The organism is Kluyvera sp. CRP (assembly GCF_019930565.1).
Taxonomy (GTDB): domain Bacteria; phylum Pseudomonadota; class Gammaproteobacteria; order Enterobacterales; family Enterobacteriaceae; genus Kluyvera; species Kluyvera georgiana_A.
In genome coordinates this window covers 325,895-348,952 of sequence record NZ_CP082841.1, presented here as the reverse complement: position 1 = coordinate 348,952, position 23,058 = coordinate 325,895, and the positions used below count along the sequence as shown (strand labels likewise).

The 23,058-nt window shown below is 54.8% G+C and carries 21 protein-coding genes, 1 pseudogene and 1 other annotated feature; of the genes and pseudogenes, 14 read left to right on the top strand and 8 right to left on the bottom strand.

The window, feature by feature from the left end; all coding sequences use genetic code 11:
• Positions 1 to 8 precede the first annotated feature (8 nt).
• Positions 9 to 1,178, bottom strand: coding sequence for a capsule biosynthesis protein (locus K7B04_RS01585; protein ID WP_223803361.1), 1,170 nt, complete (start codon positions 1,176 to 1,178; stop codon positions 9 to 11).
• 444 nt (positions 1,179 to 1,622) lie between these two features.
• Entirely contained in the window at positions 1,623 to 3,290 is a 1,668-nt protein-coding gene (gene ettA, locus K7B04_RS01580) for an energy-dependent translational throttle protein EttA (protein ID WP_223803360.1), read from the bottom strand.
• Between the two features lie 219 nt (positions 3,291 to 3,509).
• Here ettA and sltY point away from each other — a divergent pair, with 219 nt between their 5' ends.
• Both sltY and trpR read left to right on the top strand, forming a co-directional pair.
• Positions 3,510 to 5,447 carry a murein transglycosylase gene (gene sltY / locus K7B04_RS01575; protein WP_223803359.1) on the top strand — a complete coding sequence of 646 codons (1,938 nt, stop codon included), beginning with the start codon at positions 3,510 to 3,512 and terminating at the stop codon, positions 5,445 to 5,447.
• Between the two features lie 63 nt (positions 5,448 to 5,510).
• Positions 5,511 to 5,840, top strand: a complete 330-nt coding sequence (gene trpR, locus K7B04_RS01570; RefSeq protein ID WP_163449313.1) for a trp operon repressor — start codon at positions 5,511 to 5,513, stop codon at positions 5,838 to 5,840.
• A 57-nt stretch (positions 5,841 to 5,897) separates the two neighbouring features.
• Here trpR and yjjX read toward each other — a convergent pair whose 3' ends face one another.
• Positions 5,898 to 6,416, bottom strand: coding sequence for an inosine/xanthosine triphosphatase (gene yjjX / locus K7B04_RS01565; protein WP_167576908.1), 519 nt, complete (start codon positions 6,414 to 6,416; stop codon positions 5,898 to 5,900).
• 53 nt (positions 6,417 to 6,469) lie between these two features.
• On the opposite strand from yjjX, the gene gpmB reads away from it, so the two are divergent.
• Positions 6,470 to 7,117 (top strand): 2,3-diphosphoglycerate-dependent phosphoglycerate mutase GpmB, encoded by a 648-nt coding sequence (gene gpmB, locus K7B04_RS01560; RefSeq protein ID WP_163449311.1) that lies wholly within the window; start codon positions 6,470 to 6,472, stop codon positions 7,115 to 7,117.
• On the opposite strand, the gene robA is transcribed toward gpmB, so the two are convergent.
• Positions 7,114 to 7,983, bottom strand: coding sequence for an MDR efflux pump AcrAB transcriptional activator RobA (gene robA, locus K7B04_RS01555; protein ID WP_163449310.1), 870 nt, complete (start codon positions 7,981 to 7,983; stop codon positions 7,114 to 7,116). The genes gpmB and robA overlap by 4 nt on opposite strands.
• Positions 7,984 to 8,194: 211 nt before the next feature.
• Between robA and creA the strand changes: the two genes are divergently transcribed.
• Positions 8,195 to 8,677 carry a protein CreA gene (creA, locus tag K7B04_RS01550; protein ID WP_163449309.1) on the top strand — a complete coding sequence of 161 codons (483 nt, stop codon included), beginning with the start codon at positions 8,195 to 8,197 and terminating at the stop codon, positions 8,675 to 8,677.
• A 40-nt stretch (positions 8,678 to 8,717) separates the two neighbouring features.
• On the opposite strand, the gene arcA is transcribed toward creA, so the two are convergent.
• Positions 8,718 to 9,434, bottom strand: a complete 717-nt coding sequence (arcA, locus tag K7B04_RS01545; RefSeq protein ID WP_015966004.1) for a two-component system response regulator ArcA — start codon at positions 9,432 to 9,434, stop codon at positions 8,718 to 8,720.
• A 96-nt stretch (positions 9,435 to 9,530) separates the two neighbouring features.
• On the opposite strand from arcA, the pseudogene yjjY reads away from it, so the two are divergent.
• The 7 genes and pseudogenes from yjjY (at position 9,531) to K7B04_RS01510 (ending at position 16,331) form a co-directional block, all read left to right on the top strand.
• A pseudogene (gene yjjY, locus K7B04_RS01540) lies at positions 9,531 to 9,672 on the top strand (protein YjjY).
• A gap of 400 nt (positions 9,673 to 10,072) precedes the next feature.
• Positions 10,073 to 10,759, top strand: a complete 687-nt coding sequence (locus K7B04_RS01535) for a tRNA/rRNA methyltransferase (protein ID WP_223803358.1) — start codon at positions 10,073 to 10,075, stop codon at positions 10,757 to 10,759.
• Between the two features lie 189 nt (positions 10,760 to 10,948).
• A complete protein-coding gene (thrL, locus tag K7B04_RS01530) occupies positions 10,949 to 11,038 on the top strand; it encodes a thr operon leader peptide (RefSeq protein ID WP_074398816.1) in 90 nt (29 codons plus the stop codon).
• Positions 10,977 to 11,094 (top strand) — a sequence feature (Thr leader region). Its footprint overlaps the gene before it by 62 nt.
• A gap of 25 nt (positions 11,095 to 11,119) precedes the next feature.
• Positions 11,120 to 13,582, top strand: a complete 2,463-nt coding sequence (gene thrA, locus K7B04_RS01525) for a bifunctional aspartate kinase/homoserine dehydrogenase I (RefSeq protein WP_223803357.1) — start codon at positions 11,120 to 11,122, stop codon at positions 13,580 to 13,582.
• 1 nt (position 13,583) lies between these two features.
• A complete protein-coding gene (gene thrB / locus K7B04_RS01520) occupies positions 13,584 to 14,513 on the top strand; it encodes a homoserine kinase (protein ID WP_167576902.1) in 930 nt (309 codons plus the stop codon).
• 3 nt (positions 14,514 to 14,516) lie between these two features.
• Positions 14,517 to 15,803, top strand: coding sequence for a threonine synthase (gene thrC, locus K7B04_RS01515; protein ID WP_163449305.1), 1,287 nt, complete (start codon positions 14,517 to 14,519; stop codon positions 15,801 to 15,803).
• A 195-nt stretch (positions 15,804 to 15,998) separates the two neighbouring features.
• Positions 15,999 to 16,331 (top strand): DUF2502 domain-containing protein, encoded by a 333-nt coding sequence (locus tag K7B04_RS01510; RefSeq protein WP_163449304.1) that lies wholly within the window; start codon positions 15,999 to 16,001, stop codon positions 16,329 to 16,331.
• A gap of 32 nt (positions 16,332 to 16,363) precedes the next feature.
• On the opposite strand, the gene yaaA is transcribed toward K7B04_RS01510, so the two are convergent.
• The gene (yaaA, locus tag K7B04_RS01505; RefSeq protein WP_163449303.1) at positions 16,364 to 17,137 is read right to left on the bottom strand and encodes a peroxide stress protein YaaA; all 774 of its coding nucleotides are present in this window, start codon (positions 17,135 to 17,137) and stop codon (positions 16,364 to 16,366) included.
• 66 nt (positions 17,138 to 17,203) lie between these two features.
• Positions 17,204 to 18,634, bottom strand: a complete 1,431-nt coding sequence (locus K7B04_RS01500) for a sodium:alanine symporter family protein (RefSeq protein ID WP_223803356.1) — start codon at positions 18,632 to 18,634, stop codon at positions 17,204 to 17,206.
• A gap of 253 nt (positions 18,635 to 18,887) precedes the next feature.
• Here K7B04_RS01500 and tal point away from each other — a divergent pair, with 253 nt between their 5' ends.
• Positions 18,888 to 19,841: a transaldolase gene (tal, locus tag K7B04_RS01495; protein WP_163449301.1), complete on the top strand. Its 954-nt coding sequence runs from the start codon at positions 18,888 to 18,890 to the stop codon at positions 19,839 to 19,841.
• Between the two features lie 57 nt (positions 19,842 to 19,898).
• Here the strand turns inward: tal and K7B04_RS01490 are convergent, their stop codons facing one another.
• Positions 19,899 to 20,837 (bottom strand): Rpn family recombination-promoting nuclease/putative transposase, encoded by a 939-nt coding sequence (locus K7B04_RS01490; RefSeq protein WP_223803355.1) that lies wholly within the window; start codon positions 20,835 to 20,837, stop codon positions 19,899 to 19,901.
• 194 nt (positions 20,838 to 21,031) lie between these two features.
• Here K7B04_RS01490 and mog point away from each other — a divergent pair, with 194 nt between their 5' ends.
• Entirely contained in the window at positions 21,032 to 21,619 is a 588-nt protein-coding gene (mog, locus tag K7B04_RS01485) for a molybdopterin adenylyltransferase (protein ID WP_167576893.1), read from the top strand.
• 125 nt (positions 21,620 to 21,744) lie between these two features.
• Positions 21,745 to 23,040, top strand: coding sequence for an MFS transporter (locus K7B04_RS01480; protein ID WP_223803354.1), 1,296 nt, complete (start codon positions 21,745 to 21,747; stop codon positions 23,038 to 23,040).
• The last annotated feature ends 18 nt before the right edge of the window (positions 23,041 to 23,058 follow it).

Genomic DNA, 23,058 nt, shown 5'->3' with positions numbered 1-23,058 from the left:
GCGGTTAATTAGTCTTTGTGATCTTCAATAATGGCGATCAATAATTTGGCCGTGCCAAAGAGCAGACAACACACCAATAACCAGCTGGCTAAAAGATACGGCACGTTCGGGAAACGCGATTCTTGCGGTAGCTGCGGCGAGCTAATGACAGACAGCGTTTTTAATTTTCGCGCACTTTCCAGTCGGGTTTTTTCGATAGCCTGCAGTGCGAGCGCATACAGGTCGTTATCAAATTTCACCGTAGTTTTAAGATCTTCAAAATCTGCCGCCATGCTGTTGAGTTTTTTGCCGTCCGGCGCAGTAATTTTATTTTGCTCAACATCGATCTGCGCTTGTAACGATTTAATCGCATTTTTAGTACTGACCACCTGCGGGGCATCTTCGCGTAAATAGGTCAGCAGGTTGCGCAGGTCGGCTTCCATCTCAATCTTTTTGGCAATCAGCGTGTTGACCAGCGTGGTTGCTGCTTCAGCGGAGGCGGCAGGGTCCAGCACGTTATTACTGTTCTGATAGGCCAGAAGCTGGCTCTTGCTGGTGTTCAGACGCGCCTTTGTTTCTTCTAACTGCTGCTCGGCAAACTGCATTTGCTCGCGGGCGATCCGATGCGATAGCTCGTTAATAAAGCGCTCGGACTCCTTCAGCACCGCCTGGTTAAACGCCTGGGCGAACTCTGGGGTAAAGCCCTGTGTCTGAATCGACAGTAGCCCGGTTTTCTCGTCGTAGTTGACGGTCAGGCGAGAACGGTAGTACTCAAGGTAGCGTTCAGCGGTAATGTCGGCAGGCAAATGGAACAGAAAATCCCAGCCGCTTTGACTAAACGCCTGATGGAAATCGAGTTTCTTATCGAGCGTTTGCAGCATATCCGGCGAGTTGATGTACTCTTTCAGGTACAGCGAATCTTCGGCGGAAGAGGGGTTAGATGCCCCCAGCAGCAGGCCGAAATTCAGGCTGGAACTGTCGAGATCGTTAGGGCGCTTGACCGCGACCTTAGACTCGCTGACGTAGCGGGGCTGGCTGAAAATCACCAGATAAATAATCAGCAGACACATTGGTGCCGCGATAACCGCTTTCCACAGATGATGCTGAATATCAACCTGGCGGATTTTTTTTAACGCCGCGCGGGCCAGTTTTTTTTTCCTGGCAATAAAACGGCTGGATAGTACATTATTTATTTTCATGAGCTATTCAGTGAGCTTAATTAATATGGTGAATAGATTTTCTTGAAATGATGAATAGGGCTATCCGCACCATTTATTTCGCTTGTTCAATCTGAATGTCGCACGATAGATAAGGTGATAAAACATCGCATTCCTTTATGTATATATCAATATACGTTTTTATATTCGATGGATTCCTGTCCATGAATAACTATCATGAATTATGGCAAGGCCTGATTCATGCGGCATTTTTAGCACAGTCGTTAAAGCATCACAATAGTGATTATATATGACGGGATTTTCTTAATAGGGTTGTATTTGATTGAGCTATATATAGGCGAAGGATAGGAGATATTATCGATTTAAAAATGATAATTCAGGCTATTGCTGAATATTTTAATTATTTCTTTGTTGTTTATTAAGTATTATTAAAGCGGATGGCTTGCGCCATCCGCTTGAGAGACATTACTTCGCAATACGTTTGTACTTGATACGCTTCGGCTCCAGCGCATCGGCGCCCAGCGTGCGTTTTTTGTACTCTTCGTATTCGGTAAAGTTACCTTCGAAGAACTCAACCTTACCTTCATCCTGGTAGTCCAGAATGTGGGTGGCGATACGGTCAAGGAACCAACGGTCGTGCGAGATAACCATCGCGCAGCCCGGGAATTCCAGCAGGGCGTTTTCCAGCGCGCGCAGGGTTTCAATATCCAGGTCGTTGGTCGGTTCATCGAGCAGCAGCATGTTGCCGCCAACCTGCAGCAGCTTCGCCAAATGCAGACGGCCACGCTCACCACCGGACAGCTCGCCGACGCGTTTGCCCTGATCCACACCTTTGAAGTTGAAGCGGCCCACGTAGGCACGGCTTGGCATCTCGGTGTTGCCGATCTTCATGATATCCAACCCGCCGGAAACTTCTTCCCACACGGTTTTGCTGTTATCCATTGCGTCACGGAACTGGTCAACGGAGGCCAGCTTGACGGTTTCGCCCAACGAGATAGTACCGCTGTCAGGCTGTTCCTGACCGGACATCATGCGGAACAGAGTGGATTTACCCGCGCCGTTTGGACCGATGATGCCGACAATGGCGCCTTTCGGTACTGAGAAGCTCAGATCGTCGATCAGCACGCGATCGCCGTAGGATTTACACAGGTTGCTGACCTCAACGACTTTATCGCCCAGACGAGCTCCTGGTGGGATAAACAGTTCGTTGGTTTCGTTACGCTTCTGATATTCGGTGTTGTTCAGCTCTTCAAAGCGCGCCAGACGGGCTTTACCCTTAGACTGACGGCCCTTCGCGCCCTGACGAACCCACTCCAGCTCTTTCTCAATGGATTTACGGCGAGCCGCTTCCTGAGACGCTTCCTGTGCCAGACGCTGATCTTTCTGCTCCAGCCAGGAGGAGTAGTTGCCTTCCCACGGAATGCCTTCACCGCGGTCAAGCTCCAGGATCCAACCTGCGACGTTGTCGAGGAAGTAACGGTCGTGGGTAATCGCTACGACGGTACCTTCGAAGTCGTGCAGGAAGCGTTCCAGCCACGCCACGGATTCGGCATCCAGGTGGTTAGTCGGTTCGTCGAGCAGCAGCATGTCTGGTTTTTCCAGCAGCAGGCGGCACAGCGCGACGCGGCGGCGTTCACCACCGGAGAGGTTAGCAATTTTGGCATCCCAGTCCGGTAGGCGCAGGGCGTCAGCGGCACGCTCGAGCTGCACGTTCAGGTTGTGACCGTCGTGCGCCTGAATAATCTCTTCGAACTTGCCCTGTTGCGCGGCCAGCTTATCGAAGTCGGCATCCGGTTCAGCGTACTTCGCATACACTTCATCCAGGCCTTTCAGCGCGTTAACCACTTCGGAAACCGCTTCTTCAACGGATTCACGAACGGTATGCTCAGGGTTCAGCTGCGGCTCCTGCGGCAGGTAGCCAATCTTGATGCCCGGCTGCGGGCGCGCTTCGCCCTCGATATCGGTATCGATACCAGCCATGATTTTCAGCAGGGTGGATTTACCGGCGCCGTTCAGACCCAGAACACCGATTTTTGCGCCAGGGAAGAAGCTCAGCGAGATGTTTTTAAGAATATGACGTTTCGGCGGAACCACTTTGCCGACACGATGCATGGTATAAACGAATTGAGCCACGTGGACTTCGCCTCTTTTATAGTGATGAATAGAGTTTTCAAAGGCGAAGTGTAGCTGTTTTCCCCGCCCAATCCCAGCAGGCAAATTCAGGTGCGCGACATCGCAGATAAAACGTAAAAAAGTGTTCATGGCGTGGCGCATTAGCCGATCAGTCGTTAGCATCAAATGATTACGCGGCATGATGCTGCACCGACGTAACGTGACAACGAGGAAGAGCTTGTGCAAAAAGCCCAACAATTTACGTGGCGTCTGCTGGCAGCCAGTGTCTGCCTGCTGACAATCAGTAGCGTTGCCCGCGCCGATTCACTGGATCAACAACGTAGCCGTTATGCGCAAATCAAACAGGCCTGGGATAACCGCCAGATGGACGTGGTCGAGCAACTGATGCCGACCCTGCGGGATTACCCGCTGTACCCGTACCTACAATATCGCCAGATAACCAGCGACCTGATGAATACCCCGACGTTAGCAGTCAGCAACTTTGTGCAGGCTAACCCAACGCTGCCTCCGGCCCGTACCCTTAAAAACCGCTTCGTTAACGAGCTGGCGCGCCGCCAGGATTGGCGTGGCCTGCTGGCTTTTAGCCCCGATAAGCCCGGTACCGCCGAGGCGCAGTGCAACTATTACTATGCCAAATACAATGTGGGCGATACCCAGGGAGCCTGGGAGGGCGCGAAAACCCTGTGGCTGACCGGGCAGAGTCGGCCTAATGCCTGCGATCCGCTGTTCAGCGCCTGGCGGGCATCCGGGACGCAGGATCCGCTGGCATACCTTGAGCGCATTCGTCTGGCAATGAAGGCGGGCAACACCAGTCTGGTGAAAGCGCTAGCCTCGCAAATGCCTGCCGAGTATCAAACTATCGCGACGGCGATTACTGATTTGGCCAATAACCCAAATACCGTGCTGACCTTTGCGCGTACAACCGGGGCGACGGATTTCACCCGTCAACTGGCGGCGGTAGCGTTTACCAGCGTCGCGCGTCAGGACGTGGAAAATGCGCGTCTGATGATCCCGATGTTGATTCAGGCGCAACAACTCAATGACGAACAAGCTCAGGAGCTGCGCGATACCGTTGCCTGGCGTCTGATGGGAACGGATGTGACCGACGAACAGGCGCGCTGGCGTGATGATGCCATTATGCGCTCGCAGTCGACCTCGTTGGTTGAACGCCGGGTGCGTATGGCGCTCGGTACGGGAGATCGTTCTGGTTTGAATACGTGGTTGGCGCGGCTGCCGATGGAAGCGAAAGAGAAGGATGAATGGCGTTACTGGCAAGCCGATCTGCTGATGGAGCGGGGGCGCGATGACGAAGCGCGCAGCATCCTGCTGTCGCTGATGCAGCAGCGCGGCTTCTATCCGATGGTGGCCGCGCAGCGTCTGGGCGAACCTTACACGCTGCGGGTAGAAAAAGCGCCGGGGGCCATTTCCTCCGCGCTCACCGGCGGGGCGGAAATGGCGCGCGTACGCGAGTTAATGTACTGGAATCAGGATAATACGGCGCGTAGCGAGTGGGCCAACCTGGTGAGCAGCCGCAGCCAGACGGAGCAGGCACAGTTAGCGCGTTACGCTTTCGATCAACACTGGTGGGATCTGAGCGTGCAGGCGACGATTGCGGGTAAACTGTGGGATAACCTACAGGAGCGTTTCCCGCTGGCTTATAACGACCTGTTTGTGCGTTATACCTCCGGTAAAGACATCCCGCAAAGCTACGCCATGGCGATTGCGCGCCAGGAAAGCGCGTGGAATCCGAAGGTAAAGTCGCCGGTTGGCGCTAGCGGTCTGATGCAGATTATGCCGGGTACCGCGACCCATACGGTGAAAATGTTTAATATGCCGGGCTACAGCAATCCGGCGCAGTTGTTGGATCCTGAGACCAATATCAATATTGGCACCAGCTACCTGCAGTATGTGTACCAGCAGTTTGAAAATAACCGTATTTTTGCTTCAGCGGCGTATAACGCTGGGCCTGGGCGTGTGCGCACCTGGCTTGGCAATAGCGCCGGGCGCATTGATGCGGTGGCCTTTATCGAGAGCATTCCGTTCTCGGAAACGCGCGGCTATGTCAAAAACGTGCTGGCTTACGACGCCTACTATCGCCACTTTATGGGCCAGAAAGAAGACGTGCTCAGCAGTAATGAATGGCAACGGCGTTACTGATAGGTTAGACCTGTGTTATGCTTGTACTCGTTTAAGAGTACAAGCATAACATGGTGGCCCGAGATGACCCAACAATCCCCTTATTCAGCGACGGTGGCTGAGCAGCGTAACCAGGAGTGGCTTCGCTTTGTGGAGCTTCTGCGTCTGGCATATACCGACGACCTTGCACTGCCGTTGCTCAATTTAATGATGACCCCGGATGAGCGCGAAGCGCTGGGCACCCGCGTGCGGATTATCGAAGAACTGCTGCGCGGAGAAATGAGCCAGCGTGAGCTGAAAAACGAGCTGGGCGCGGGGATCGCGACGATCACCCGTGGATCGAACAGCCTCAAATCGGCACCGGTAGAGCTGCGCCAGTGGCTGGAGCAAACCCTGCCCAAAACGCAACGGTAGGCCCGCCATCCGGCAACGTGCGCCGTTGTGCCTGATGGCGGCTTCGCCTTATCAGGCCTACTCGCGGTAGAGCGCGTTATGGAACGGGCTTAACGCAAGCACAACCGCCTGGTGGTATACGCTGCTGCGGGTCAGCACGCCGGCGGTGAAGACGCCAATCGCCCCTTCTTTATTACCAATTTTATCGATGCCGGTGTACTTCGACATCACCGGGCCGAGCGCTTCTCCCGCCCGCACCTGTTCGAGAATCATCTCTGGCAGCGGGAGCGTTGCTGAACGCGCTTCACCACGCTGGTCGCGGCTTTCAATCACCACCCAACTGAAGGTCGCACCTTCATCAATTCCTGCTTCAATTGCCACCCAAAAATCCGCATCCGGGCGTACGGCTTTGGCATTCGCGACACGATTACGCGCCCCGGCGCGGGTTTCCTCGCTGCCGAAGGGCTGCTCTGGTACGCCCGTATCGACGGAGATGGCGTCGATTTGGCAGGTACCTTCGCCAAAGATCAGCTCAAAAGCCGCAAGAATTGCCTGAATTTTAGCAGGATTGGTGGTAGCGGAGACAACTTGATGCATAATCTACACAACTCAGATAATAAAATGTCATCGCAGTATAACGGATAAAAAACATGTTACAGGTATATCTTGTTCGCCATGGCGAAACCCGTTGGAACGCCGAGCGGCGTATTCAAGGCCAGTCCGATAGCCCCCTGACGGCTAAAGGAGAGCAGCAGGCGGTGCAGGTGGGGGAGCGCGTGCGCACCTACGGCATCACGCATGTTATCGCCAGCGATCTGGGCCGTACGCGCCGTACCGCCGAGATTATTGCCGATGCCTGCGGCTGCGGCGTGACCCTGGACGCGCGCCTGCGCGAGCTGGATATGGGCGTGCTGGAGCAGCGTCATCTTGATTCTCTGACTGCAGAAGAAGAAGAGTGGCGTCGGCTGGTGGTCAACGGCACGCCGGATGGTCGTATTCCGCAGGGCGAGTCGATGCAGGAGCTGAGCGAGCGTATGCACGCGGGTCTGGCTGCCTGTCTGGATCTGCCGCCGGGCAGTCGTCCGTTGCTGGTGAGCCACGGGATTGCGCTGGGCTGTCTGGTGAGTACGATTCTGGGGTTACCCGCGCACGCGGAGCGTCGTCTGCGTCTGCGTAACTGTTCTATCTCACGGGTGGACTATCAGGAAAGCCTGTGGCTGGCGCCGGGATGGGTAGTGGAAACAGCAGGGGATATCTCGCATCTCGATACCCCTGCTCTGGATGAGCTACAGCGTTAGCGACGAATCGGGATCAGGTACTCGCAGCGCAGCATAATTGGCGGTTCCTGATGCCGTGCTTCGTCCTGTGGGAAGAAGCGTTCGATATCCTGGCCCTTACGGCGGGTCAGGTTGAGCATTGGCATGCAGGTGCCGTACAGCGTCAGGATAAACTCCTGCAGGCCGGTTCCCAACCCTTCATAGGTGAACATCACGTACTCGCCGCCTTCCAGCGTGACCGGATGGGCATCGTTGATGTGGCCGTTAGCCAGCTCCGGTGTGAGCGCTGTGGTGTAGAACACTTCCTGCTCATCATCTTTTTCGAGGCTCGGGCGCGGTTCATGCAGCCCGTACAGCATTGACGGAATAGAGGGTGAGTTGCCGAGGAAATCAGTCCAGAACTGAACTCGCATTTGCTGGCGGAAGTCGGAAATCTCTTCCAGCTTGCAGGTATAGCTCTGGGTGACGCCCACCAGGTGGGTGGACGGTAGGGTAATGAATTCGTATTTTGGCATCGTGAACTCACCCAGGCGCAGCGGTGGACGCATCCCGAAGGAGCTCCAGTCCGGCGAGCGACGATACAGTGCCGGCGTCAGCGTAAACTGCTTTTTAAACGCGCGGGTGAACGTCTGCTGGGAGTCAAAACGATACTGCAGCGCGATATCCAGGATAGGACGCGCAGTCAGACGCAGTGCGACGGCAGATTTAGACAGACGGCGGGCGCGAATGTAAGCGCCGATGGCATGGCCGGTGACATCTTTGAACATGCGTTGCAGGTGCCATTTAGAATAACCCGCTTTTGCCGCCACATTATCCAGCGATAAAGGCTGATCCAGGTGCCCTTCTAGCCAAACGAGGAGATCGCGAATAATTCCAGCCTGATCCATAAAGTGCCCTCATCCTTAAAATCTTATGTGCCTGTTACCAAAGTAGCGGATAATAGCATCTTTTGCTGTTTTAGCATTCAGTGTTTTTTTTATGCATAAATGCGTTTTTACATAAGATTCGGCGCTGTTTTTTGTAAAGCTGTGATCTTTAAACACTTTCTAATTAGATGTTGAATAATCACACAACTCAATCGACGGAAATGGTAACAATATGAAATACAAGAAATTAATGGCAGGTCTGTTACTCGGCGTCTCCAGCCTGGCGGTTCACGCGGAGCAGATTGGTTCTGTGGATACGGTATTCAAAATGTTTGGGCCGGATCATAAAATCGTGGTGGAGGCTTTTGACGATCCCGATGTCAAAAACGTGACCTGCTATGTCAGCCGGGCGAAGACGGGCGGCATTAAAGGCGGGCTGGGGCTGGCTGAAGACACCTCGGATGCAGCCATTTCCTGCCAGCAGATTGGCCCGGTTGAGCTCAGCGACAAAATTAAGAGCGGTAAAGCGGACGGTGACGTGGTCTTTAAAAAGCGTACGTCGCTGGTGTTTAAATCGCTACAGGTTGTGCGTTTCTATGACGAAAAACGCAACGTGCTCGCCTATCTGGCCTACTCCGACAAGGTGGTGGACGGTTCGCCAAAAAACGCGATTAGCGCCGTACCGATTATGCCGTGGGGCACTGCGGCAAAGTAGGGAGTAAAAAAAACGGCGCTTAACGCGCCGTTTTGTTTTCTTATTCCTGCAGCTCGCCGCAGAAGCGGTAACCTTCGCCGTGAATGGTGGCGATGATTTCCGGCGTATCCGGCGTAGACTCGAAATGTTTACGGATGCGACGAATGGTCACGTCAACCGTACGGTCGTGCGGCTTCAGCTCACGGCCCGTCATTTTCTTCAGCAGTTCAGCACGAGACTGAATCTTGCCCGGGTTTTCACAGAAGTGCAGCATGGCGCGGAATTCACTGCGCGGCAGCTTGTACTGTTCACCGTTCGGGCTCACCAGGGAGCGGCTGTTGATGTCCAGCTCCCAGCCGTTGAACTTGTAGCTTTCTACGCTACGACGTTCTTCGCTGACGGTACCCAGGTTCATGGTACGGGACAGCAGGTTACGTGCACGGATAGTCAGTTCACGCGGGTTGAACGGCTTGGTGATGTAATCATCTGCACCAATTTCCAGACCGAGGATCTTGTCGACTTCATTGTCGCGGCCGGTCAGGAACATCAGGGCGACATTTGCTTGCTCGCGCAGTTCGCGTGCCAGCAGAAGGCCGTTTTTCCCCGGCAGGTTGATATCCATGATTACCAGGTTGATATCATTTTCAGACAGGATCTGATGCATTTCCGCGCCATCGGTCGCTTCGAAAACATCGTAGCCTTCTGCTTCGAAAATACTTTTTAACGTGTTGCGTGTTACCAACTCGTCTTCAACGATAAGAATGTGCGGGGTCTGCATGTTTGCTACCTAAATTGCCAACTAAATCGAAACAGGAAGTACCAATAGTCCCTGACCTGCCTGATGCATGTCGAAAATTAACATGATCGGCGTAACGTGACTAAAGTACGTAATTGCGTTCTTGATGCACTTTCCATCAACGTCAACAACATCATTAGCTTGGTCGTGGGTACTCTTCCCTCTGGACCCGACAGTGTCAAAAACGGTTGTCATCCTAACCATTTTAACAGCAACATAACAGGCAAAGAGACACCAGACTGCCAATAAACCTACGCTTCGTTGACATATATCAAATTCAATTGTAGCACGTTAACAGTTTGGTGAAATCATCGCTCTGGAATGATAACGCCTATCACATTTTTTCCACAACTCAACTAGTTGCACAGGTTAACTGATAAATGTGATGAATCCAATTACTATCACCATGTGCGAATGAAAATAGTTCATATAAACAGTAAGATATCCGCTGTCTGTTAACATATAAAACGAAAGATTTCGCACTGAATAGTTTAGCGTTTTTTATATGTTATGAAACATCATTTCAGTGATTTTTGTTGCATTTTTGTAAATTCGCGCTGCGCAATATGTTGATGTACATCACATTATTGCCTGAGAACAGTAAGTTAAGAGAACTTTAAATGCACTTATCTATTGTGCTGGTTTCGCCAGCAAGGGCCGAAAATATCGGTGCCGCCGCCCGCGCCATGAAAACCATGGGATTTAATGACATGCGTATCGTTGATAGCGTTGCGCACCTGGAACCCGCCGCGCGATGGGTGGCTCATGGCTCTACCGACATCCTTGACGGCATCACCTGCTACCCAACGCTGGCGGAAGCGCTGCACGATGTGGATTTCACCGTAGCGACTACCGCGCGCAGCCGTGCCCGATTCCACTATTACGCCACGCCGCAGGAACTGGTGCCAATGTTGACCGAAAAAGCGCAGTGGATGGACCATGCCGCGCTGGTGTTTGGCCGTGAGGATTCCGGGTTAACCAATGATGAACTGGCGTTAGCGGATGTGTTAACCGGTGTGCCGATGGTGGCGGATTATCCGTCGCTGAATCTCGGGCAGGCGGTGATGGTGTATTGTTATCAGCTTTCCTCACTGTTACAAAACGCGAACTCCCCAGCAACGACAGGTGACGAAAATCAGCTGATTGCGTTAAGGGCGCGTATCAGCAAATTGCTCGAGCGACTCGAGGTAGCCGGAGATGTAAAACTGGCCGATTGGCTGCAACAACGTATTGGCTTACTTGAGCAACGCGATACGGCAATGTTGCATCGTTTGCTGCATGATATTGAAAAAAATATGACAGAGTAAAATTCTGTCATTGTATTTTCGTATGGTGTTATTGGTTGGTATTTTGCAAAACTTATGGCCGTTGTGGTGGTTTGTCGGCGAATGAACGGGCGGATGTGAATTGATTGCGAAACGTGACGAAGTTAGAAATTCATTGACTTAGTGGGCCAGATACTTTAACCAATAGGGGTATAAGGCACAGACAGCTAAATGACAGAGCACACAACATCCATGATTCGCATCAGCAGCATTATGACCATTACCACCACCACTATTACCACAGGTAACGGTGCGGGCTGACGCGTACAGGAAACACAGAAAAAAGCCCGCACCTGAACAGTGCGGGCTTTTTTTTCGACTGAAGATCAAGGGGTAAAAACCATGCGAGTCTTGAAGTTCGGCGGTACATCAGTGGCAAATGCGGAACGGTTTCTGCGTGTTGCCGACATCCTGGAAAGCAACGCCAGGCAGGGGCAGGTAGCAACCGTGCTTTCTGCCCCGGCAAAAATCACCAACCATCTGGTGGCGATGATTGAAAAAACCATTGGCGGCCAGGACGCGCTGACCAACATCGCCGACGCTGAACGTATCTTTGCTGAACTTCTTCAAGGGCTTGCTACCGCCCAGCCGGGTTTTCCGCTGGCGGAACTGAAGGCGGCCGTTGAGCTCGAATTTGCCCAGATCAAACACATTCTCCACGGTATCAGTCTGCTCGGTCAGTGCCCGGACAGCGTCAACGCTGGCCTGATCTGCCGCGGCGAAAAGCTCTCTATCGCCATCATGGCCGGGCTGCTGAGCGCCCGTGGCCACAAGGTGACGGTGATTAACCCGGTTGAGAAACTGCTGGCCGTTGGCCACTACCTTGAATCGACAGTCGATATTGCTGAATCTACTCGCCGCATTGCCGCCAGCCAGATCCCGGCGGACCATATGGTGCTGATGGCGGGCTTTACCGCCGGTAACGATAAGGGGGAACTGGTGGTGCTGGGGCGTAACGGCTCCGACTACTCCGCCGCCGTGCTGGCCGCCTGTTTACGCGCAGACTGTTGCGAGATCTGGACCGACGTCGACGGCGTTTATACCTGCGACCCGCGTCAGGTACCGGACGCGGTGCTGCTGAAGAGCATGTCGTACCAGGAAGCGATGGAGCTTTCCTACTTCGGCGCCAAAGTGCTTCACCCGCGTACCATTGCCCCTATCGCCCAGTTCCAAATCCCTTGCTTGATTAAAAACACCGGCAACCCGCAGGCTCCAGGTACGCTAATCGGCGCCAGCAGCGACGATGACGCGCTGCCGGTCAAGGGCATCTCCAACCTCAATAATATGGCGATGTTCAACGTCTCCGGCCCGGGGATGAAAGGCATGGTCGGCATGGCCGCTCGCGTGTTTGCTACCATGTCGCGCGCGGGCATCTCCGTGGTGCTCATTACTCAATCCTCATCTGAGTACAGCATCAGCTTCTGCGTGCCGCAGAGCGACTGTGCGCGGGCGAAGAAGGCGATGGAAGATGAGTTCTATCTGGAGCTGAAAGAAGAACTGCTGGAGCCGCTGTCGATCATGGAGCGTCTGGCGATCATCTCCGTTGTCGGCGATGGTATGCGCACGCTGCGCGGCATCTCGGCGAAGTTTTTTGCCGCGCTGGCCCGGGCTAACATCAACATCGTAGCGATTGCCCAGGGTTCCTCTGAGCGTTCAATCTCCGTGGTGGTCAACAACGACGACGCCACCACGGGCGTTCGCGTAACGCATCAGATGCTGTTTAACACCGACCAGGTGATTGAAGTCTTCCTGGTGGGCGTCGGCGGCGTCGGCGGGGCGCTGCTTGAGCAGATTAAACGTCAGCAGGCGTGGCTGAAGAAAAAGCACATCGACCTGCGCGTCTGCGGCGTGGCGAACTCCCGCGCGCTGCTGACCAGCGTGCATGGGCTGAATCTGGAAAACTGGCAGGCGGAGCTGGAGGAAGCTAAAGAGCCGTTTAACCTTGGGCGTCTGATTCGTCTGGTGAAAGAGTATCACCTGCTGAACCCGGTGATCGTTGACTGTACTTCCAGCCAGGCGGTAGCCGATCAGTACGCTGATTTCCTGCGCGAAGGTTTCCACGTGGTGACGCCGAACAAAAAGGCCAATACCTCGTCGATGGACTACTACCACCAGTTGCGTCACGCGGCTGGCCAGTCGCGCCGCAAATTCCTCTACGACACCAACGTCGGGGCGGGGCTGCCGGTCATTGAAAACCTGCAAAACCTGCTCAACGCGGGCGATGAGCTACAGCGCTTCTCTGGCATTCTTTCTGGCTCACTGTCGTTTATCTTTGGCAAGCTGGACGAAGGCATGAGCCTGTCGGCGGCAACTAAAGTGGCGCGTGAGATGGGCTATACCGAACCGGATCCGCGTGATGATCTCTCGGGTATGGACGTGGCGCGTAAGCTGCTGATTCTGGCGCGCGAAACCGGGCGTAGCCTTGAGTTGAGTGATATTGTGGTCGAATCGGTGCTGCCAGAAAGTTTTGACGCCACCGGCGATACTGAGAGCTTTATGGCGCGTCTGCCGCAGCTTGACGATGAATTTTCCGCCCGCGTGGCGAAAGCGCGTGATGAAGGCAAAGTGCTGCGCTATGTTGGCAACATCGAAGAAGACGGCGTCTGCCGGGTGAAAATTGCCGCCGTTGACGGCAACGACCCGCTGTTCAAAGTGAAAAACGGCGAGAACGCGCTGGCGTTTTATAGCCACTATTATCAGCCGCTGCCGCTGGTGCTGCGCGGCTATGGCGCAGGCAACGATGTTACGGCGGCAGGGGTATTTGCCGATCTTCTGCGCACATTGTCATGGAAGTTAGGAGTTTAAAATGGTTAAGGTGTATGCCCCGGCTTCCAGTGCCAATATGAGCGTCGGGTTTGATGTACTGGGTGCCGCCGTCACGCCGATCGACGGCAGCCTGCTGGGCGACAACGTATCGGTTGAGGCGGCAGATCGCTTCAGCCTGCAAAATTTAGGGCGCTTTGCGGATAAACTGCCGAGCGAACCGCACGAAAACATCGTGTATCAGTGCTGGGAACGCTTCTGCCAGGAGATTGGCAAAGAAATCCCGGTGGCGATGACGCTGGAAAAAAACATGCCGATTGGTTCAGGGCTGGGTTCCAGCGCCTGTTCCGTGGTCGCCGCGCTGGTGGCGATGAATGAACACTGCGGCAGGCCGCTGGATGAAACCCGGATGCTGGCCCTGATGGGCGAGCTGGAAGGACGTATCTCCGGCAGCGTGCATTACGACAACGTCGCGCCGTGCTATCTCGGCGGAATGCAGCTGATGATCGAAGAGAATGACATTATCAGCCAGCAGGTGCCGTGCTTTGACGACTGGCTATGGGTGCTGGCCTATCCGGGCATTAAGGTCTCTACCGCGGAAGCGCGGGCGATTCTGCCCGCTCAGTATCGTCGTCAGGACTGCGTGGCTCACGGCCGTCATCTGGCGGGCTTTATTCACGCCTGCTATTCCCGTCAGCCGCAGCTGGCGGCAAAACTGATGAAAGACGTGATTGCCGAGCCGTACCGAACCAAACTGTTACCGGGTTTCAGCGAAGCACGTCAGGCGGTAGCCGGCATTGGCGCCGTGGCCTGTGGCATCTCCGGCTCCGGGCCGACGCTGTTTGCCCTGTGCGACAAAACCGAGACCGCGCAGCGCGTGGCGGACTGGCTCGGTCAGCATTATTTGCAGAATCAAGAAGGCTTCGTTCATATTTGCCGGCTGGACACGGCGGGCGCACGAGTAGTGGGATAACCGATGAAACTCTATAACTTAAAAGATCACAATGAGCAGGTCAGCTTTGCGCAGGCCGTGACTCAAGGGCTTGGCAAGCAACAGGGGCTGTTCTTTCCGTTAGATTTACCGGAATTCAACCTGACCGACATTGATGAACTGCTGACGCAGGATTTCGTCACCCGCAGCGCGAAAATTCTCTCCGCGTTTATCGGCGATGAGATCCCGGAAGCCGAGCTTGCCGCGCGTATCGCGACGGCGTTCACCTTCCCGGCGCCGGTGAATAAGGTGCAGGAAGACGTGGGTTGTCTCGAACTGTTCCACGGCCCGACTCTGGCGTTCAAAGACTTCGGCGGCCGCTTTATGGCGCAGATGCTGACTCATATCGCTGGCGACAAGCCGGTGACTATCCTGACGGCGACCTCCGGCGATACCGGCGCCGCCGTGGCGCACGCGTTCTACGGTCTGCCGAACGTCAAAGTGGTGATCCTGTACCCGCGCGGTAAGATCAGCCCGCTGCAGGAAAAATTGTTCTGTACCCTGGGTGGCAACATTGAAACCGTGGCGATCGACGGCGACTTCGACGCCTGTCAGGCGCTGGTGAAGCAGGCGTTCGATGACGAAGAGTTGAAAGTCGCGCTGGGGCTGAACTCCGCTAACTCCATCAACATCAGCCGCCTGCTGGCGCAGATTTGCTACTACTTCGAAGCGGTGGCGCAGCTGCCGCAGGAAGCGCGTAATCAGCTGGTGATTTCCGTGCCAAGCGGTAACTTTGGCGATCTGACCGCGGGCCTGCTGGCCAAGTCGCTCGGCCTGCCGGTGAAACGCTTTATCGCCGCCACCAACGCCAACGACACCGTGCCGCGCTTCCTGCAGGACGGCAAATGGGCGCCGAAAGCCACTCAGGCGACGTTGTCTAACGCCATGGACGTCAGTCAGCCGAATAACTGGCCGCGCGTGGAAGAGCTGTTCCGCCGTAAAATCTGGCGTCTGAACGAGCTGGGCTATGCGGCGGTGGATGATGAGACCACCAAAGCGACCATGCGTGAGCTGCAAGCGTTGGGCTACACCTCTGAACCGCACGCGGCGATTGCCTACCGCGCGCTGCGTGACCAGCTGCAACCGGGTGAATACGGCCTGTTCCTCGGTACCGCCCATCCGGCGAAGTTCAAAGAAAGTGTGGAAGAGATCCTCGATGAAACGCTGCCGCTGCCAAAAGCGTTGGCGGATCGCGCCGATCTGCCGCTGTTATCGCATAACCTGCCAGCCGACTACGCTGCGCTGCGTAATCTGATGATGAGCAAGGCGTAATGTCTCCGTTTCCCCTTCCAGCATGGAGGGGGAATCAGGGAGAAATTATGCAGGAATTCGGCAGGAAAAAAGGAGAATTTCCCAATAAATGCGGGTGGTTACAATATAGGATTGCGGAGAATAACAACGCGGGTTCCGCGGCGGTAATCTCTCTTCATCGGCCATACTGGCGAACGAAGAACCAAGGAGTTACCCATGTTAAAACCTGCGATGTTTGCACTGGCAATGATGCTGGCGGCTCCGGTTATCACTCAGGCCGCAGAGATTACGCTGGTTCCGGCTGTGAAACTGCAAATTGGCGACCAGGACAATAACGGTCGTTACTGGGACGGCGGCCACTGGCGCGACCACGGCTGGTGGAACGATCACTATGAATGGCGCGACAACCGCTGGCATGCCCACACGCCACCGCCGCCGCATCACGATAACCGCGGGCACGATGACCATCATGACAATCGTCACGATGACCACGGTCATGATAATCACGGTCACGGCGACGATCATCGCCCACCGTCAGGCCATCATTAATCGCGAATTCAGGTAGCCTGCGGGCTACCTGCTTACTGTTCGTGGCGCTTGAAGACTAACTCTTCGGCGCTCGAACTTTCCGCATCAAAGAAATACCCTTCGCTATTAAAACCGGTCAACTGCTCTGGTTTTGACAGACGGTTCTCAATGATGTAGCGGCTCATTAGCCCGCGCGCCTTTTTGGCGTAGAAGCTAATCACCTTAAACTTACCGTTTTTCTCATCGAGGAAGACGGGCTTAATGATTTGCCCCTTCAACGCTTTCGGCTTCACCGAGCGGAAGTATTCATCTGATGCCAGATTCACCACGATATCGTCGCCCTGATCGTGCAGCGCGGCGTTCAGCGTATGGGTGATTTCCTCACCCCAGAACTGATACAGATCTTTCCCGCGCGGGTTCTCAAGACGAATCCCCATTTCCAGACGATAAGGCTGCATGAGATCCAGCGGACGCAGCACGCCATACAGGCCGGAGAGCATACGCAGGTGCTTCTGGGCGAAGTCAAAATCGGCTTCGCTGAAGGTTTCCGCCTGAAGCCCGGTATAAACATCGCCTTTAAACGCCAGAATCGCCTGGCGGGCGTTCTCCGGCGTGAAGTCCGGGTGCCAGTCGTGGAAGCGGGTGGCGTTTAAATCCGCCAGCTTGTCGCTAATCCCCATCAGCGCTTTAATCTGCGGCGCTGAAAGCTTGCGCGCAACGCCGATCAGTTGCTGAGAGTGCTCCAGCAGCATCGGCTGGGTATAGCGCGTGGTGGCCAGCGGGCTTTGGTAGTCGAGCGTTTTAGCAGGAGAAATCAGAATCAGCATATCCAGTCCTTGCAGAAAATTTCACGCAACTTTAACAAAAAAAGGGCCGCAGGTGATCGATTGCTGCTATTGGCGCGGTGGTTGATCCCAACTTTCCGGCGCGAGCTGTTGGGCGATCTCCGGATAATAGTCAGGATCGAACACCGGCGTGACGCCAAGTTTACGCTGGCGTAGGTAATCACGGGCGATGATTCTGACCACCGGAGACAGCAACAAAATGGCCGACAAGTTAGTGATTGCCATCAGCGCCATAATCACGTCAGCCATCTGCCAGACGACAGGCAAGCTGAGCTGACTGCCGATGACCACCATCAACAGAGTGCCAATACGCAGCAGCCAGATGGCCCAGGGCTTATTGCAGCGTAAGAAGATCAGATTGTTTTCGGCGTAAACGTAGTTGGCGACGATCGACGTAAAAGCAAACATCACCATGACTATCGCCACAAAACTTGCGCCCCAGTTGCCAACCAGCACGTTCATCGCGTGCTGAATAAGCTGAATGCCGTCATAGCCGGTGGTTTTGGTGCCGTGACCCGACAGCAATACAACCATTGCGCTGGCGCTACAGATAACGATGGTATCAATCAGCACGCCAATCATTTGTACGATGCCCTGCGCCGCCGGATGAGGGGGGAAGGAGGCCGCGGCGGCGGCCGCGTTAGGCGTGGACCCCATCCCCGCTTCGTTGGAGAACATGCTGCGCTGGAAGCCGCTGGTAATCGCCTGGCTGACGCTGTAGCCGACGGCGCCAGCCGCCGCTTCTTGCAGGCCAAAGGCGCTGCGAATAATCATGTTGATGATGTCGGGCATTTCACCGATATGCCACAGCGAGATCAGCAGGCAGGTAACAACCCACACCAGTCCCATCAGCGGCACCAGCCACTGGCTAAGCCGCGCCACGCCTTTCATGCCGCGCATCATGACCAACAGGGCGAAGAAGGCCACTACGACGCCGGTGAAGTTGAAGGGAATGTCGAAAGCATAATTCAATGCGTGTGCCATGGAATTGGCCTGCACGGTATTGAAGATGAGCCCGTAGGCGAGCAACAGGAACAGGGAGAAGAGCACGCCCATCCAGCGCATGCCCAGTCCGCGCGTCATATACCAGGCGGGCCCGCCACGGAACTGCCCGTTGGCGTCACGTTCTTTGTAGAGCTGTGCCAGCGAGCACTCGGCGAAGCTGCTCGCCATGCCGATAATCGCCGCGACCCACATCCAGAACACCGCGCCGGGGCCGCCGACGGTAATCGCCAGCGCCACGCCTGCCAGGTTACCGCTGCCGACGCGCGCGGCCAGGCTGATGCACAGCACCTGGAATGAAGTTAATCCGCCTTCGCCCGGTTTCAGGCTTCTTTTCAGACTTTTGCTAAACTGACGGATGTAGCGAAACTGGATGTAGCCGGTTCTCCATGTAAACCAGATACCACAGCCAAGGAGCAGGTAAATCATTACCGAGCCCCACAGTATTTCGCTGATAAAAGACAGGAAATCAGGCATTAAACGTCCTCTTGTCTATGCCAAAACGGGCGGCTGAACCCCGGAAGCTAACGGTGCTTCACACGATTCGATTCAGCCAATGTAAGCGTTACCATATTCAGCGCGCACCACGGCCACGTCTGAAAGTCCAATGCATGAGTTTATCATACTCTGCGCTCTCATGATGTCGGCGGTTGCGCTGAGAGAGCGGCGTGATATTATCGAGGCAGACCGGTTACATCCCCCTAACAGCTGTTTAAAGAGAAACACTATCATGACGGATAAATTGACATCTCTGCGTCAGTACACAACCGTAGTGGCTGACACCGGAGACATCGCAGCAATGAAGCTGTATCAGCCTCAGGATGCGACAACCAACCCTTCCCTGATTCTGGGCGCAGCACAGATTCCTGAGTACCGTAAACTGATTGACGATGCGGTAACGTGGGCGCGTAGCCAGAGCAGCGACCGTGCGCAGCAGGTTGTAGATGCTACCGACAAACTGGCCGTGAACATCGGTCTGGAAATCCTGAAACTGGTCCCGGGCCGTATTTCTACCGAAGTTGACGCGCGTCTCTCCTATGACACCGAAGCGTCCATCGCCAAAGCCAAACGTCTGATCAAAATGTACAACGATGCTGGCATCAGCAACGATCGCATCCTGATCAAACTGGCTTCTACCTGGCAGGGCATCCGCGCGGCGGAGCAGCTGGAAAAAGACGGTATCAACTGTAACCTGACCCTGCTGTTCTCCTTCGCTCAGGCGCGTGCTTGTGCGGAAGCGGGCGTATACCTGATCTCCCCGTTTGTTGGTCGTATTCTGGATTGGTACAAAGCCAATACTGATAAGAAAGAATACGCGCCTGCGGAAGATCCAGGCGTCGTTTCCGTGAGCGAAATCTACCAGTACTACAAAGAGCACGGCTATGAAACCGTAGTGATGGGCGCAAGCTTCCGTAACATCGGCGAAATCCTTGAGCTGGCCGGCTGCGACCGCCTGACCATCGCACCTGCGCTGCTGAAAGAGCTGGCAGAAAGCGAAGGCCCGCTGGAGCGTAAACTGACCTTCACCGGTGAAGTGAAAGCGCGTCCGAGCCGCATCACCGAGTCTGAGTTCCTGTGGCAACACAACCAGGATCCGATGGCGGTAGACAAACTGGCGGAAGGTATCCGTAAGTTTGCGATTGACCAGGAAAAACTGGAAAAAATGATCGGCGACCTGCTGTAATCTTGTCAGGCCGTAACGCAACAGCCCGCTTCTCTTTGCCGAGAGCGGGCTGTTTTTTTAATGCTGTAGTGAGGGGAGCTCTTCGGCGCTTACGCCGGTCATTTCAATGATATCGGCTGCCGGGATACCTTTTTCGAGCATCGCCCGCGCTATTTTACGCGACGCTTCGCGTTCCCCGGTTTGGATACCTTGTTGCATCCCCTGCTGTATTCCCTGCTGTATTCCTTCGTTGCGGCCTTCCTGCTTTAACTGCTCTGCTAACGTCATCAGTTCGTCTCCATACTGAGGCGCGCGCTGCGCCATTTCGTACAGCAATGTGCGGGCATCCTGAGCCTCTCCCGCCTGAAGCATATAGTTTACCAGTGCAATCACCTGTTGTCCGCTGATGTGATTGCGGGTTAACAGGATGGCGAGCTTATCGAGAAGCCGGGTGAGATCGCGCTGGCGAATGTGTTTTTGAATTAAAGTCAGCGCCGCCATACTCCGGTGGCGCATGATTTCATCATCGGGGATAACCGTGATATCAACCAGCGGGAAATTTTGGCTATAAATACGCCCAGCAACCACCGGGTCGCTGAATTCATCCAGCCAGTTCATTGAATTGGGGTAAGGGCTTCTTCGGCCCTGATAAAACAAAATGGGGATCACCAGGGGCAGCGCGTTGTGACCCGCCTCCAGATGTCGCTGCATAGCGGCAATCGCATAGCGCATCAGACGAAAGGCCATATGTCTGTCTGGTGAACTCTGATGCTCTATTAACACGTGGATGTAGCCGTCACCGCAAGCGGTTTTAAGCGAGTACAGCATATCGCTGAAATAGGGATGTAAGTCTTCTTCGATAAAGCTTCCAGACTCTAGCTGTAGTGTTTGTAGGTCGCACAGCTGTAAAAGCGCAGGAGGAAGATGGATTGCGATAAAATCGCGTGCAGTTTCCATCGTCGAGAGAAACGTTTTAAACACTAAATCATGCGGCGTGGGTGTCCTGTTCTTTCGCATGTCTGGCCCTCCGTGGAAGCGTGTGGGCGGAGTCTGCCACCACGGTTATTTTCTCGATAGCAAATTATCAATCGCCAGGCTGATTTTGCGGCGAGCCTCGGGAAACGGCAGGAGATTACCCCTCCGGTGTCTTAGTATTACCGACCATTCACGTGTATCATTCTGCTCAACAGTACAGTTTTAACGGAATAATCATGAACACTTTACGCATTGGCTTAGTTTCTATCTCTGACCGCGCATCCAGCGGTGTTTACCAGGACAAAGGCCTGCCGGCGCTTGAAGAGTGGTTGGGCAGCGCACTGGCGACGCCATTTGAAATCGAAACCCGACTGATCCCCGATGAGCAAACCATTATCGAGCAAACCCTGTGTGAGTTGGTTGATGAGATGAGCTGCCACCTGGTGCTGACCACCGGCGGTACCGGCCCGGCGCGTCGCGATGTGACGCCGGATGCCACGCTGGCGATTGCCGACCGCGTGATGCCGGGTTTTGGCGAGCAGATGCGTCAGGTGAGCCTGCACTTTGTGCCGACGGCGATCCTCTCTCGTCAGGTGGGCGTGATTCGTAAACAGGCGTTGATTCTCAACCTTCCGGGGCAGCCGAAGGCCATACAGGAGACGCTGGAAGGGGTTAAAGATGCTGAAGGTAAGGTGCTGGTGAACGGTATCTTTGCAAGTGTACCGTATTGTGTACAGTTGCTGGAAGGGCCCTATATCGAGACCCATCCGCACGTTGTAGCAGCATTTCGTCCTAAGAGCGCGCGTCGCGAGACTTTATCCTGAATGTGATGCTTTTCTGACATAACCTATCATTCCTCTGGAGTGCGATAGGGTTTACGGTATAGTCATTTTTGCTTTACACAAATCGTAAACTTATATCAACAGCTCAACTTTGCGAATGGTTTGTTATGTCACATTACACCCGACCTCTGAATCGACAAGATTATAAAACGCTGACGCTGGCCGCCCTGGGCGGCGCGCTGGAGTTTTATGATTTCATCATCTTCGTCTTCTTTGCCGCCGTGGTCGGGGAGCTTTTCTTCCCGGCAGATATCCCTGAATGGCTGCGCCAGGTACAAACTTTCGGCATCTTTGCGGCTGGCTATCTGGCTCGCCCGCTGGGTGGCATCATTATGGCGCACTTCGGCGATCTGGTCGGGCGCAAAAAAATGTTTACCCTCAGCATCCTGCTAATGGCGGTGCCGACGCTGGCGATTGGCCTGCTGCCGACGTATGCCACTGCCGGGCTGGTGGCGCCGTTGCTGCTGCTGTTGATGCGTATTTTGCAAGGGGCCGCGATTGGCGGTGAAGTCCCGGGGGCGTGGGTGTTCGTGGCCGAGCACGTCCCGGCGCGGCGCATTGGTATCGCCTGCGGCACGCTGACGGCAGGGCTGACGGTGGGGATCCTGCTGGGCTCCGTGGTGGCAACGCTCATTAACACGCAGCTTACCGTGCAGGCGATCCACGACGGCGGCTGGCGAATTCCATTCCTGCTGGGCGGCGCGTTTGGCCTGGTGGCAATGTACCTGCGACGCTGGTTGCAGGAGACGCCTGTTTTTCTCGAAATGCAGCAGCGCAAAGCGCTGGCGCAAGAACTGCCGATCAAGTCGGTGGTGCTCAAGCATAAGCAGGCGGTGGTGGTTTCGATGCTGCTGACCTGGCTGCTCTCCGCAGGTATTGTCGTGGTGATTCTGATGTCACCGGTGTGGCTGCAAAAGCAGTACGGTTACGCCCCCGCGCTGACGTTACAGGCTAATAGCGTGGCGACGGTGATGCTGTGCGTTGGCTGCCTGCTGGCAGGGTTAATCGTCGATCGTGTCGGAGCGAGCAAGACGTTTATTGTTGGCAGTATTTTACTGGCCTGCTCAAGCTGGTTCTTCTATCACCTCGCGGGAACGCATCCTGAGCAACTGTTCCTGTTGTACGGGCTGGTAGGTCTGTGCGTTGGCGTGGTTGGCGCCGTGCCTTACGTGATGGTGCGCGCCTTCCCGGCGGAGGTGCGCTTTAGTGGTATTTCCTTCTCCTACAATGTCTCTTACGCCATTTTTGGCGGCCTGACGCCGATTGCCGTCACCATGTTGATGGGCGTTTCGCCGATGGCGCCAGCCTGGTATGTGCTGGCGCTGTCGTTGATTGGCCTTGGGCTCGGCATCTGGCTGCGTAAAGAGATACCCGCAGTAAGCAGCGCCCCTGCCGAGGCGTAAGCCGACACCACGCGGCGT